General features: G+C 32.2%; 13 protein-coding genes. 10 read left to right on the top strand and 3 right to left on the bottom strand.

The features are described 5' to 3' along the window. Positions 1-53: 53 nt before the first annotated feature. Positions 54-1,010, bottom strand: coding sequence for a PhoH family protein (locus OH806_RS11240; RefSeq protein ID WP_264743776.1), 957 nt, complete (start codon positions 1,008-1,010; stop codon positions 54-56). Between the two features lie 131 nt (positions 1,011-1,141). Here OH806_RS11240 and OH806_RS11235 point away from each other — a divergent pair, with 131 nt between their 5' ends. From OH806_RS11235 to rplI, 9 genes are all read left to right on the top strand, one after another. Further along, positions 1,142-1,969 (top strand): SAM hydrolase/SAM-dependent halogenase family protein, encoded by an 828-nt coding sequence (locus tag OH806_RS11235; protein WP_264743775.1) that lies wholly within the window; start codon positions 1,142-1,144, stop codon positions 1,967-1,969. Between the two features lie 63 nt (positions 1,970-2,032). Next, entirely contained in the window at positions 2,033-3,343 is a 1,311-nt protein-coding gene (locus OH806_RS11230) for a dihydrolipoamide acetyltransferase family protein (protein ID WP_264743774.1), read from the top strand. Between the two features lie 152 nt (positions 3,344-3,495). Continuing rightward, complete coding sequence (locus OH806_RS11225) at positions 3,496-4,926, top strand: serine hydrolase (RefSeq protein WP_264743773.1); 1,431 nt, start codon at positions 3,496-3,498, stop codon at positions 4,924-4,926. A 209-nt stretch (positions 4,927-5,135) separates the two neighbouring features. Then, complete coding sequence (locus OH806_RS11220; protein ID WP_264743772.1) at positions 5,136-6,485, top strand: chloride channel protein; 1,350 nt, start codon at positions 5,136-5,138, stop codon at positions 6,483-6,485. 585 nt (positions 6,486-7,070) lie between these two features. After that, positions 7,071-9,503, top strand: coding sequence for a hypothetical protein (locus tag OH806_RS11215; RefSeq protein ID WP_264743771.1), 2,433 nt, complete (start codon positions 7,071-7,073; stop codon positions 9,501-9,503). Between the two features lie 13 nt (positions 9,504-9,516). Beyond that, complete coding sequence (locus OH806_RS11210; RefSeq protein ID WP_264743770.1) at positions 9,517-10,035, top strand: hypothetical protein; 519 nt, start codon at positions 9,517-9,519, stop codon at positions 10,033-10,035. A 99-nt stretch (positions 10,036-10,134) separates the two neighbouring features. After that, complete coding sequence (gene rpsF, locus OH806_RS11205) at positions 10,135-10,476, top strand: 30S ribosomal protein S6 (protein ID WP_264743769.1); 342 nt, start codon at positions 10,135-10,137, stop codon at positions 10,474-10,476. A 31-nt stretch (positions 10,477-10,507) separates the two neighbouring features. After that, positions 10,508-10,810: a 30S ribosomal protein S18 gene (gene rpsR, locus OH806_RS11200; RefSeq protein WP_100375466.1), complete on the top strand. Its 303-nt coding sequence runs from the start codon at positions 10,508-10,510 to the stop codon at positions 10,808-10,810. 182 nt (positions 10,811-10,992) lie between these two features. Further along, positions 10,993-11,493: a 50S ribosomal protein L9 gene (gene rplI, locus OH806_RS11195; protein WP_264743768.1), complete on the top strand. Its 501-nt coding sequence runs from the start codon at positions 10,993-10,995 to the stop codon at positions 11,491-11,493. Positions 11,494-11,563: 70 nt separating this feature from the next. Here the strand turns inward: rplI and OH806_RS11190 are convergent, their stop codons facing one another. Beyond that, entirely contained in the window at positions 11,564-12,367 is an 804-nt protein-coding gene (locus OH806_RS11190) for an SDR family oxidoreductase (protein ID WP_264743767.1), read from the bottom strand. A gap of 92 nt (positions 12,368-12,459) precedes the next feature. On the opposite strand from OH806_RS11190, the gene OH806_RS11185 reads away from it, so the two are divergent. Continuing rightward, positions 12,460-13,821, top strand: a complete 1,362-nt coding sequence (locus OH806_RS11185; RefSeq protein WP_264743766.1) for an aldehyde dehydrogenase — start codon at positions 12,460-12,462, stop codon at positions 13,819-13,821. Between the two features lie 33 nt (positions 13,822-13,854). Here the strand turns inward: OH806_RS11185 and OH806_RS11180 are convergent, their stop codons facing one another. Next, positions 13,855-14,430 (bottom strand): thioredoxin family protein, encoded by a 576-nt coding sequence (locus OH806_RS11180; RefSeq protein ID WP_264743765.1) that lies wholly within the window; start codon positions 14,428-14,430, stop codon positions 13,855-13,857. Positions 14,431-14,500 lie beyond the last annotated feature (70 nt).

Below are 14,500 nucleotides of genomic sequence, written 5' to 3'. Positions count from 1 at the left end.
TATAATACAAATACATGATTTTGATTAAATTTATTCACATTAAAAATATTTTTTTAATCTCGTAATCTTTTTTCTTCATCATTGTATGCCAGGATAATTTTTCTTACAACCGGATGTCTTACTACATCTTCTTCTGTAAGATGCACAAAGCCTATTTCTTTTACATCCTTCAAAATCCTCATTGCTTCTTTTAATCCAGACTGTTGTTTTGCAGGCAAATCTACCTGACTAGGATCCCCAGTAATAATAAATTTAGCATTCATTCCCATTCTCGTAAGGAACATTTTCATTTGCGAATGAGTTGTGTTTTGAGCTTCATCCAAAATCACAAAAGCATCATCTAAAGTTCTACCCCTCATAAAAGCCAAAGGAGCTACTTCAATAATCTTTTTCTCAATAAAACCTTCCAGTTTTTCATGCGGAATCATATCACGAAGAGCGTCATACAATGGCTGTAAATAAGGATCAAGTTTTTCCTTTAAATCTCCTGGTAAAAAACCTAAACTCTCTCCTGCTTCTACAGCCGGTCTTGTTAAAATAATCCTCTTAACCTCTTTATCTCTCAAAGCTCTTGCTGCCAAAGCAACACTTGTATACGTTTTACCAGTTCCTGCAGGACCGATAGCAAAAACCATATCCTTTTTTTCAGTTTCTTTTACTAATTTTTTTAGATTAGTAGTTTTAGCTTTAATTACTTTTCCATTTACTCCCTTTACAATAATATCCTGATCAAAAACTAATTGTTTTTCATGCTCATCCTTTATATTAAGGATATTTTCAACATCTTTAAGCTCGATAGAATTGTTTTTGGATATAAATTTTACAATATCATCTAGTTTTTGTTTAAATATATCAAGAGCTTCCTGATTTCCCATTGCAAAGATAAAGTGATCTCTTCCTGTAATTTTCAGAGTTGGAAAGCTCGATTTTATTAAATTGAAATATTGATTATTAACCCCATAAAAATTTTTCACGTTAATATCTTCCAAGTCATATGTTAATTCAAACATGCAGTATTATAATTTATTTAGATTTTAAATTTAGCCATTTTTTTAATATTTATATCAAATTCTTTTCCACAATATTCGGGCTTTCCTTTATTTTTAAATAAATTTGCAACACGAACATTCTAGAACTACAAATGTCAATCATCACCCTTACATCAGATTTCGGAAATTTAGACTACAGAGTTGCTGCAGTAAAGGGCAAAGCTCTCTCTTTAAAACCAGAACTGAATATTGTTGATATCACTCATGACATTCAGGCATTTAATCTTATACAAACATCGTACATAGTAAGAAATGCTTACAAATATTTCCCAAATGGTACGATTCATATCCTTTCGGTAGACAGTTTTCATCATAAATCAAGAAAAAATATCCTTTACAAAGCTAACGGACACTATTTTTTAGCAGCTGACAACGGTCTTTTAAGCCTGATATTTTTTGATATTAAGCCAGAAGCTATTTATGAAATTACACTAAATAATAGATTTGATGATATTGTAAATTTCACGTCAACTGATGTCTTCGTTCCTGCAGCAGTTCATTTAGCAAACGGAGGACTTCCGGGAGTTATAGGAAGAGAAATAACAAAAGTAAAAGAATTAATGTTCCCTAAACCTGTTTACAATGAATCTGAAAAAATGATTATTGGAGAAGTTACATACATTGATAATTTTGGAAACATTATATCCAACATCAGCAAAGATTTATTTGAAACAATAAGTAAAGGACATGAAAGCTTCACGATTAAATTCAGAAACTTAAGCCTTTCAAAAGTATTTTCAAGCCATACAGAAGTAGTCTCTAATTGGGAAAGAGAAACAGAATATCACGGGCAATCCGCAGCCATTTTCAACGACAGTCAGCTTTTGGAACTAACTATTTATAAAGGAAGCAAAAAGAACGGAGCAAAATCCCTTTTCGGACTAAACGTTGGAGAAAATATTTACATTGAATTTTCCTAAAATTATACATTTCATAAAAAAACCGATTTTTTTTATATATTTGTCAAAATCTAAAAATTAAAAATGGCAGAGTACAAATTATTGCTTCCTTCCATGGGAGAAGGTGTTATGGAAGCTACTATTATCACTTGGTTATTCAATGAAGGTGATAATGTAAAGGAAGATGATTCCGTAGTAGAAATTGCGACAGATAAGGTAGATTCAGATGTTCCTACGCCCGTTTCGGGGAAAATCGTAAAGATTTTAAAACAGAAAGACGAAGTTGCAAAAGTAGGTGAAGCCATTGCTATTTTAGAAATTGAAGGAGAAGGCGGAAACACAGCTTCTGAAGAAGTAAAATCAGAAACTCCTGTAGCAGCACCTGATGCCGAAACTTTAAAAACAATTGAAGAGCCTTTAAAAGTAGCTGCTTCAACTGAATTTTCGGGAGATATTTACCTTTCTCCACTTGTGAAATCAATTGCACAACAAGAAAACATTTCTGAAACCGAGCTTAAGTCTATCAAAGGAAGTGGCTTAGAAGGAAGAATTACAAAAGAAGATATTTTAGCATTCGTTAAAAACAGAGGAAATCAACCTGTTCAACAAGTGGCTCTGGCACAAGCAGCTACTACTCCACAACCGGTTGCTACTTCAACTCCGGCCTCTACAATTACAGCTGCAGCAGGTGACGAAATCATTCCAATGGATAGAATGAGAAAAATCATCGCTGAAAACATGGTAAAAGCGAAACAAATTGCACCTCACGTTACTTCTTTCATCGAAACAGATGTGACCAACGTTGTAAAATGGAGAAACAAAAACAAAGCTATTTTTGAAAAACGTGAAGGTGAAAAACTTACTTTCATGCCGATTTTTGTAAGAGCTGTTGTGAAAGCTATTCAAGATTTCCCGATGATTAACGTTTCTGTAAACGGTGAGAATATCATCAAAAAGAAAAACATCAATATTGGTATGGCAACTGCTTTACCAGACGGAAACCTGATTGTTCCTGTCATTAAAAATGCAGACCAATTATCACTTTCTGGTCTTGCAAAAGCAATCAATGATTTAGCCTACAGAGCAAGAAACAAAAAATTAAGACCTGAAGATACTCAAGGCGCAACATACACTATCTCAAACGTTGGAAGTTTTGGAAACTTAATGGGGACACCTATTATTCCTCAGCCACAAGTTGCTATTTTAGCAATCGGAGCTATTGTTAAAAAACCTGCAGTTCTTGAAACAAAAGACGGAGATGTAATTGCAATCAGAAACTTAATGTTCATGTCTCATTCTTACGACCACAGAGTTGTAGACGGCTCTTTAGGAGGAATGATGCTAAAACATGTTCACGATTATCTTGAAAACTGGGATTTGAATACAGAAATATAATTTTCTGAAACAATAAAACTAAAACCTTCAAAAAAATTGGAGGTTTTTTTATTGAAAAACATATAACATTTTATATATTTCCTCAACAAACAATGTAAGAAAACAAACTATTCAATTATCTTAGATAAAAACCTAATCCTAAACCCTCAAATATGAAGCAAATCCTTTTATCAGTACTAATTTTAAATACTTCCTCATTTATTTATTCACAACAAACCAATCAGTCAAAACTGATTGATAATTACATAAAAGAAATAATCAAAAACAATCAGATTCCAGGATTGGCTCTTGGGATTATAAAAAATGATAAAATAGTTTTTGAGCAGTATTATGGCATAGAAAACCTTGAAGATAAAAAAAATGTAAGCCCAAGTTCAATGTTTAGAGTATATTCTACTTCAAAATTAATGTCCAATGTTGGCGTTTTTCAATTGATCGAACAAGGAAAACTATCTTTAGAGGACAATGTTTCAAAATATGTTGACAATCTCCCCCAAGACTGGCAGAATGTTAAGGTCAAAAATCTTTTAACACATTCTTCAGGAATACCTGATTTTATTTATTTTAACGATATTTTGCCTGAAGACACGAACGATAAGGTCATTGAACGTCTTGCTAAAGAGAAAATGGATTTTGCTACTGGAAATGAATACAGATATAATCAAACCAATTATATGCTACTTACCATGATCATTGAAAAAATTACGAGTGAATCCTTCAATGATTTTATCATCACCCATCAACTCTCTGATGTGAAGGATCAAGTATATTTCTCATCAAATTCTCTTGAAAACATTCCTAATCGTGTTCAGAAATACATCTACAACCCAACAACAAAACAGTACGATAAATCTACTTTCAATGATGGAATGAGAGCACATTCAGCAAACGGATTAGCCATCACCCTTCCTGCCTTTTTAAAATGGAGCAATCATTTAAACAACAATGCTTTATTGACTCAAAAAACAAAAGAAATGATGTGGAAACCTTTTGATTTTGCCAATAAAAAAGATATTTTCGCATACGGCTGGGAAATCAGTACGCTCAATAAAACTTTGTCCTATGGTTTTTCCGGCGGCAATGTAAGTGCATACAGAGTTTACCCACAAAGCAACATGAGTATTATTATAATGTCTAACGGATACAATTTTTTCCCGGTACAGAATCTGATCATAAATCATATAGCAGGAATCGTCGACAAAAATTTAATTAATCATTACACCTTAGCTGAAGAATCTATCATTTCCGAATTTTCGAAAAAGAATAATCCAAAAGCGGAAAAGAATTACTATAACATTAAAGCAAACAATCCAAAATGGAACTTTGAATCTACGTTGAATATCATTGGATATAGCTTACAAAATACCGCACGAATTGATGAAGCTATTAAAATTTTTGCTCTGAACGCTAAAGAGCATCCTCAATCTTCAAATGCATATAACAGTCTGGGAGATAGTTATTTTTCAGCAAAAAACTATATACTCTCCTTAAAAAATTATAAAAAGTCTTTAGAACTAGACCCTCAAAATACAAATGCTGTCAATATGATCAGCAAAATAGAGGATTTAATAAAAAAGAAATAACTTAGTAAATCTCTAAAAGATAGTCTCGATAAAAATCTGGCTTTTTTATTTGTAATTTTTGACTAAATAATTTTACCTTTAATACAAAACTATTGAAAAATTGAAGCTAAATTTTATACTAGTTATAAATCAATTTAACGAATTGCAAACTTAAAAGCAAACTATAAAATTGATCATTTAATCATATTTTCACATCACAAAATTATCAAATGTTGAAAATTCTCACTTTCATCTGTAAAAGCCTCAAAAAATCCTTCGACAACATCCGCAACGAACAACTGAAACACAACCTGCTTCAGGCAATTCCTTTTTGGATTGGCTCTGTCATTACGGGTTTTTTTGCGGTGATGTATGCTCAAATATTTGCCTGGGGTGAAAATCTTCTACATTTTATTTTAAATTGGCATGCATGGATGATTTTTATTATCGCCCCAATTGGTTTTGTATTATCTTGGTGGCTGGTGAAAGAATTTGCTCCCAACGCCAAAGGAAGCGGAATTCCACAGGTGATGGCAGCTGTAGAATTGGCCAACCCCAAAGAGCATAAAAAAATAAGAAACTTACTTAGTTTAAAAATTCTGGTTTTCAAAATAATTTCATCTGTCGTTTTGGTAATAGGAGGCGGTGCTGTTGGCCGTGAAGGACCAACTATTCAGATAGCGGGTTCGGTTTTCAGGAAGGTTAACGAATACTTACCCAATTGGTGGCCAAAAATTTCAAAGAAAAATATGATTATGACAGGTGCAGCAGCAGGTCTTGCCGCTGCTTTCAACACTCCTCTTGGAGGAATTGTTTTTGCAGTAGAAGAACTTTCCAAAACACATATCAATTACTTTAAAACTGCTTTATTTACGGCCGTTATTATCGCTGGTTTAACAGCTCAAACTTTAGCTGGTTCATATTTATATTTAGGCTACCCTAAAACAAATGATGTTTCATTAATGGTCATGCTTCCTATTATTTTAGTTGCAGGAATCTCAGGGATTTTAGCGAGTCAATTATCCGTTACCATGCTAAAAATAAGTGATTGGAAAAAAAGAACATTAAAAACAGATAAAGCTAATGTCGTATTTTTGGTAGCCAGCGCTTTGATTATAGCCTCAATCGCCTTTTTCTTAAATAAAGAAATTTTAGGTTCAGGAAAGGAAATTATGGAACGTGTGCTTTTCACAGAAGATAAGCATGAGGATTGGTATGTTCCCATTTTGAGAATGATGGGGCCAGCTTTATCATTTACTTCAGGTGGTGCTGGTGGAATTTTCGCCCCGGCTCTTAGCGCAGGAGCAAGTATTGGTTCTGTGATTTCCGGAGCCATCAACCTTACCCCAAATGAAACCAATGTAGTTATTCTTGGAGGAATGGTTGCTTTTCTTACAGGAATTACAAGAGCTCCCTTCACATCTGCAATTATTGTTTTGGAAATGACAGACAGACATTCTTTAATATTTCATCTTATGTTAGCAGGAATGGTTTCATCCATTATTTCTATATTAGTAAGCAGACATTCTCTATATGACACTTTAAAGGTAAATTTCTTATCCGAACTAAGAGAAAAATAATATTTCCGAAAAGCAACTCATATCCTTTTAAAATATTACAGGTATATCTAATACGAAGCTTTCTTTTTTAAGAAAGCTTCATCTTTTCAATTTCATACCAATCCCCAATAATTTATTTATCCCCTTCTTGGCCCTCCTTTTTATACAGAACAAAGATTTTAGAACATTGTTATTGCTAAAATCAATCTACTTATCACACATAGATTTGTAATCGGATTCAAATAATGAAAAACAAAAGACATCCTATTATAATATGATAAATTTTGAAAAGATTTCACACAAACAAAATCAACAAAATTTCAACAAATTAATAATCAAATATTTACGTTAATTAAGTTTTTAAAATCGAAATTTTAAAGAAAAAAATAGAGCTCTAATAGTTTTTAACTTTCTCATTACACAAAATTAATAAAATACTAATAATCAATAATTTAAAAACATTATTTTGAAAAATATTCACATAAAAATTCATTTACAAATAATAATTTACAAATATTTCATTAATAGATAAATAAAATAACATAAAATGCAATATTTAAAAAAATATTAATATTTTTGCAAGCTTTTTTTAAATAAAAAAAACATATGAAATCAAATTATTCAACTAAAATATTGATTACTTTAATAATCAATTTATTTTTCACATCCCTACTTGCGCAACCAGGAACAGTATGTTCATTAACTGTTGATGCAAACACAACAACAGGATTAATAACCTATGATGGAGATACCTCAAACAATGATTACTCGGCCAAAGATTTAAGCCCAAACAGATTAAAGAATTATTATACTGTTGAGCAAATCAAAATAAACAATACCACAACAACTGGTTTTTGGTATAACTCAAACAGCTCAGCTACCTCGCCTTCAGGTGGATATAATGGTATTTCAAATTTTTTAACGGATGCTTCAACTATATATCAAGTACCTATAATAAACGGGTCGTATAGCACAGATAGAGCATTAACAGCACGAGTTACTGTAAACAACAACGGCCCCGGCATACTTGTAAATGGATTTAAAATAGGTTATTTACGTACAACTTTTACTTCAGATCAGGCGAGTTTACAATTTTGGTGCTATATACAAATAAAAGATGTTTCTACAGGCGTTAGTACAACGGTGGGACCAAGTACTTCAATCACAAGTAAAAATACTTATATAACATCTACACAAACATATATAATGAAACCAGGGCAAACATATGAAATTAGATTTATCGTTACATCTACCACATCTGGTGTAAATTATGTATATGCTGATAATCCTAGTTTTTATGGTGTCCCTGTACCTATACTAAATTCAACATCTTATAGTGTATGTAATACAACAACAGATGTAACTTCATTAAACTCTTTATTAAAAAGTACAGCCGCACCTTCAGGATTTTCAAGTGAACTGCACTGGTTCAAAGACAACAGTACTACCCGATACACAGGTAATTTAACAACTGGTAAATACACCCCGTACTACTATAGTGGTTCTTGTTATTATCCAGCAGAAAAGGATTCTAATGGCAATACAATAGGCGCAAATGTAACCGTTACAACTCCACCTACAATCACGACACAACCAACCACAAAAACAACATGTGAGGGAACAAATACAAGTTTTACATCAACAATTACTGGAGCTACAAGTTATCAGTGGCAGGTAAGCACGGATGGCATCAACTATTCAAATATATCAAATACAGGTGTATATTCCGGAGCTACCACAATAACACTAAATATTACTTCTCCTACTGTTGCCATGAACGGATACAGATACCGAATTATAGCAACTAATAATTCCTGTCCGACAACATCTTCTGCAGCTATATTAACCGTTAATTCAAAACCTACGGCTTCTAATCCGTCAAATACTACCGTTTGTGAAGGAGCTAATACTACAATAGCTTCTACAGTAACAGGTGCAGATACTTACCAATGGCAACTAAGCACAGATGGAGGAAATACATTTGCCAATATTTCCAATGGTGGAGTTTATTCTAATGCAACTACAGCAACTCTTACCATTACTGGAGTATTGTACACCATGAGCAACTACAGATATAGACTGGTTGCCAATAATACAGCAAATACTTGCGGAACAACAACAACTTCTGCGGCTACATTAACAGTCAACCCTAAACCAAAATATGCTTCTTATCCTCCTTCGAATGTAACAGTTTGTGAAGGTCAAACAACTACAATTACAGCAAATGTTAATTTTGCTAATGGATACAAATGGTATATGAGCACAGACAATGGTACATCTTGGGGACCAATTACAGAAAGTACAACACACTCAGGAACTACAACAAATACGCTTACCATCGCAAACACCACTATTTCAATGGATGGTTACAGATATTTTGTAATATCAACTAATTCATGTGGCAATTCAAACTCAACAGCATCAATATTAAAAGTCAATCCTAATACAGAAATATCAACACAACCTACTTCCTCAGAAACAGTAAATGTAGGCGTTACACCATCTACACTAAGCGTTAATGCTACAGGTACAAATCTTTCATATCAATGGTATAAAAACACGGTCAACGCAACCTCTGGAGCGACACTTATTACCGGAGCAACTACATCGTCTTATACGCCACAAACATCATTAACACCAACAACAGATTACTATTTCGTTATCATATCAGGTACTTGTGGTAACAAAACAAGTAATATTGTCAGCAAAACATTTATTACTAAAGTTTGTACAGAACCTGGTAACACATCAGGAAATGCCTTAACATCTAACGTTGGAATTTCTTCCAGACAATTTAGTTCATCTGAAAACTGGCCAACAAGCCAACCTAATGGACATATTGTTTTAGACTCTCCTACTAAAGGTTTTGTAATTTCTCATTTAACGACACAACAAATAAATAGCCTTATCCCTGTAAAAGGAATGATGGTGTATGATACAGATGAAAAATGTATTAAGCTTTACAGAGGTTTATCACCGGCTAATGACCCAGCCAGAAAAGAATGGGTATGCATACAAAAAGGATGTAATTCAAACTAAAAAAAGAAAAAAAATGAAAAAAAATAAACTTTTCAAGATGGAAAAAAGATTATTAATAATACCTATGCTGCTTATTTTTCAAAGTACATTCGCTCAAATTGGTATTGGCACTAGTCAAATATCAAACAGTAGCGTTCTGCTTGAGTTTGGAAAAGAAAATAAAGGTATCATATTACCTACTGTAGTCACTGCTCCTGATAATGCATCCGATGGGACATTCATTGTAAATAAGAAACAAAATACAATTCAAGTTAAAGAAAACAACAATTGGACAAATTTAACGACTACATTAACGACTACAACAGATGTTTCTACTACAGGAGAAGTAGGTACAAGTATAATAATAGGAGCACCTACAACTTCAAAGCCCGGGGTTTTGGTGCTAGAATCGAATAACAAAGCATTAGTTTTGCCTCATGTTGAAAATCCTCATCTAAACATCTCAAAGCCTGTTGCCGGAACAATGGTCTATGATACAACAAGTGATGCATTAGCAATTTATGACGGTACCAATTGGAACTATTGGAAATAAATAATTTTTCATTAGTAAATAAAATACAAACTTATTGTATAAACAAAATAATATTACTACTTTTGCACCTCAAAATAATTAACAAATTTATTTAACATTATGAACAATTACGAAACTGTTTTCATTTTAACTCCCGTTCTATCTGACGCACAGGTGGAGGAAGCAGTGAACAAGTATGTAGATCTTTTAAAAGAAAAGAACTGCGAAATCGTTGCTAAAGAAAACTGGGGATTAAAAAAATTAGCTTATCCAATCCAATTGAAAAAGAATGGATTCTATACTTTAATCGAATTTAAAGGGGAAGGTACTGTAGTTGCTGATTTAGAATTAGCATTCAAACGTGACGAAAGAGTAATTCGTTACCTTACTACAAAACTTGACAAACACGCTGTTGAGTACGCTGTAACTAGAAGAGCTAAAGTAAAAGCATCTAAAGCTTAATTATTAACCCAATTTTTAAAACGACAAAGACATGGCAATAGACGAAATGGCTAAACAAGCCTCAGCTGGAGGAGAATCAGAAGTAAAATTCCTTACTCCACTTGATATCAATACAAAATCTGAAAAGAAATATTGTAGATTTAAAAAATACGGAATTAAGCATGTAGATTATAAAGATGCTGATTTCTTATTACAATTCGTGAACGAACAAGGCAAAATCTTACCAAGAAGATATACAGGAACTTCTTTAAAATACCAAAGAAAAGTTTCTGCAGCTATCAAAAGAGCAAGACACCTTGCTTTGATGCCTTATGTAGCTGACTTATTAAAATAAGATATAAAAAGAAACAAGAAAAAAGAGAAAAGATTTCGGTTGTTTTCTCTTTTTTTAAGTTGCTGAATAAATAATTAATTCTAACGATTTTTAGATTAAAGAAAAGAAATAATTTCTAAGACATTTGTCTTTTTTCTTTTTTCTTTTTTCTTTTCTCTAAAACTAAAAAACGGACAACAACAATGGAAATTATCCTAAAAAAAGACGTAGAAAACTTAGGTCTTGAATTCGACACAGTAAACGTAAAACCAGGTTATGCTAGAAACTTCTTAATCCCTCAAGGATATGCACTTTTAGCTACACCTAAAAATAAAGCTGCTCTAGAAGCTACTTTAGAAGCTAGAAAAGAAGAAGAAGCTAAATTAATCGCTGCTGCAAACGCTGTAGTTGAACAATTGAAAAAAACTTCTATTACTATTCCTGCTAAAGTAGGTACTGGTGATAAATTATTTGGTTCTATCAACAATGCAGATTTAGCTGCTGCTTTAGAAAAAGCTGGTGTTTCTGTAGACAAAAAATACATCAGAATTCCTGGAAGCACAATCAAAAGAACTGGTAAATTCTCAGCTCTTGTTAGACTTCACAGAAATGTTGAGTACAACTATGAGTTCGATATTGTATCTGATGCTCCAGTTGAGGCTGCTCCTGCTAAAAAAGAAGAAGCAAAATCTGAAGAAGCTTAATAAAAAGAGAGTTTTCTCAATATAAAAAAACCACTTCTAGGGAAGTGGTTTTTTTATAGGACTCTTATTATCATCTGCCTTTAAAGTCTTTCATCGTATCATAAATACCAAAGACATTACGCATCACCCAGTCAAATAAATTTAAAGGTAAGACCCCTTGATTTAAACGTATATACCAATAAGGCAATGGCATAGCCAACATTTTAGCTTTCTTTTCTATTGCTCTTATTATTTTTTCAGCAGTAGGCTCTGGCTCTAAAATCGGCACTAATTTAGACTTTATTCCTTCAAACATTCCTGTATTGATGTAGAAAGGCATAACAGTAGTAACAGCTACATTTTTCTTTAATTCTTTCATTTCCAAACGCATACTATCACTCCATCCTATTACAGCCCATTTTGAGGCAGCATAAACCGACATTTTAGGATTAGAAATAAGTCCTGCTGCTGAAGCAATATTACATATAGAACCATTATTTTTATTTATCATCTCTGTAAGAAATTCTAAAGTAATATGCATCATAGCATCAGAATTGATAAGCGTTGTTTTTTTTATGTCATCATGCGTATGTTCATGAAAATATTTCCCGACAACTATACCCGCATTATTTATTAAAATCTCTACGTTTCCTACTTCCTTTTTCACCAAATCTGCAGTAGATTGTATACTTTCTAAATTAGAAACATCCACTTTATAAGTGAAAATCTCACCTTTATAATTTTCAAATTCAGATTTTACGTCATGAAGACCTTTCTCATTTATATCCCAAATAACCAACTTAGCAACTCCCCTTTCCAGAGCTTTACGTCCCATAATCTTACCAATCCCTGAAGCACCACCCGTTATAAGGATTATTTTGTCACTAAAATTCATCTGTAAACATTTATTCTATAAATATAAATGATTTTAACTAAAACCATTTAAGCAAAAACTTATTATTATATTCGTAAAATACAATTTATACAATGAAAATTTCAGATATTGTAATTTCACAACGCCTGTTTTTTAATACTCAAAAAACTAAAGAAATAAACTTTAGAAAAAATCAACTTAAAAAACTTAAAGAACTTGTATTAGAAAATGAACAGGCTTTATTTGATGCTATTTACAAAGATTTTGGGAAATCAAAGTTTGATACTTTCACTACCGAAATTTCATTTATTTTAAACGATATTGATTATTATTTAAAGAATTTAAACTCACTTTCCAAGCCTAAAAAAGTAAGAACAAATCTTGCTAATCAATTAGGACAAAGTTATATATATCCAGAACCTTTAGGAAATGTATTGGTTATTGGAGCCTGGAATTATCCTTATCAATTATCACTCTCTCCTGTTATTGCAGCTTTGGCTTCAGGGAATTGCTGTATTCTGAAGCCAAGTGAAATAGCAGAAAACACGATGAAAATAATGTCTAAAATCATCAATGATAACTTTCCTGCAGAATATTTATTCGTTTATGAGGGAGGAATTGATGAAACTACCGAGCTTTTAAAACTAAAATTTGACAAAATATTTTTCACCGGAAGTACAAAAGTCGGGAAAATTGTTTACAAAGCTGCGGCAGAACATTTAACTCCGGTAACACTAGAATTGGGTGGAAAATCCCCTGCAATTATTACAAAAAATGCCAATTTGGATATTGCGGCAAAAAGAATTGTTTGGGGAAAATTCTTAAATGCAGGTCAAACATGCGTAGCTCCCGATTATGTATTAATTGAAGAATCTGTTCAGAAAGAATTTTTAGAGTCTCTAAAAAAATATATTATTCAGTTTAATTATCAACCAAACTCTGAACATTACACAAGAATAATTAATCAAAAAAATTTTAAAAGATTAATCAATCTTATCGATAAAAATAAGATTTACCTTGGAGGAAATCACGATGAGGAGAAACTTTATATAGAACCTACTATTCTAAATAATATCACTTGGGAAGATGGAGTTATGCAGGAAGAAATTTTCGGACCTATTTTGCCTATAATTTCTTTTAATAATTTTAATTCTGCTTTAAATCAAGTTTTAGATTTAGAAAAACCTCTTGCAGCTTACCTTTTTACCAATAATTCGGAAGAAAAAGATATATTTACCCAAATACTTTTTTTTGGAGGAGGTTGTATTAACGATGTTGTAATGCATTTGGGAAATGAAAATCTTCCTTTTGGAGGAGTAGGTAATTCCGGCATCGGAAATTACCACGGGAAATTCGGCTTTGAAACCTTTTCACATCAAAAAGCAGTCCTGCAAAAAGCAACTTGGGGAGAACCAAACATCAAATATCCACCTTATTCCGAAAGCAAATTAAGTTGGATTAAGAAATTGCTTTAAAAAATAAAAACCGAGAAAATCTCGGTTTTTATTTTATGATTTAGAAGTCCATTGCAAAAAGAACTCTTTTACCTTATCAAGACTGTAGCCTTTTCCTTCTTCTAAGACATCACTTTGCTGAACATGAATCATTTTTCCATTTTTATCTAAAACAATAAAAACAGGGTATCCAAATTTATCTCCCGGATTTCCATATTGATCAAAAACTTTTTCATTCTTATTATCAGGAGAATAATTCAAATGATAATAAAGATAATTTTCATCTACAATCTCCTTTAGTTCAGGAGTTGTTTGTACATATTGGTTAAACCTCAAACACCAAATACACCAGTTTCCACCAGCCTGAATCATTATATTTTTTTCTTCTTTCTGAGCCTGTTCTATTAATTTATTAATATCAGCTTGTGCATCAGCTTTTGGATCATATGGTTTAGGTAACTTAGCTTTTTCCTCTGCCGCAGCCTTTTTCTTTGCTTCTAATTCTCCAGTATCATTTTGAACCAATAATACTTTATCCGCTGACTTTCTCTTATCAATGGTTTTATTGCTATTTTGAGACCAAGCAAATGTAGTTAGGGCTAAAAATACTATAAATGATAACTTTTTCATAACATAAACTTAAAAAAACACGACTTATTACAAGCAAAAATAGAACCATAATTTTATTATCCGTAAATTT

Origin of the sequence: Chryseobacterium oryctis (assembly GCF_025971925.1) — a bacterium.
Classification (GTDB): domain Bacteria; phylum Bacteroidota; class Bacteroidia; order Flavobacteriales; family Weeksellaceae; genus Chryseobacterium; species Chryseobacterium oryctis.
This window is presented reverse-complemented; position numbering and strand designations above follow the sequence as displayed.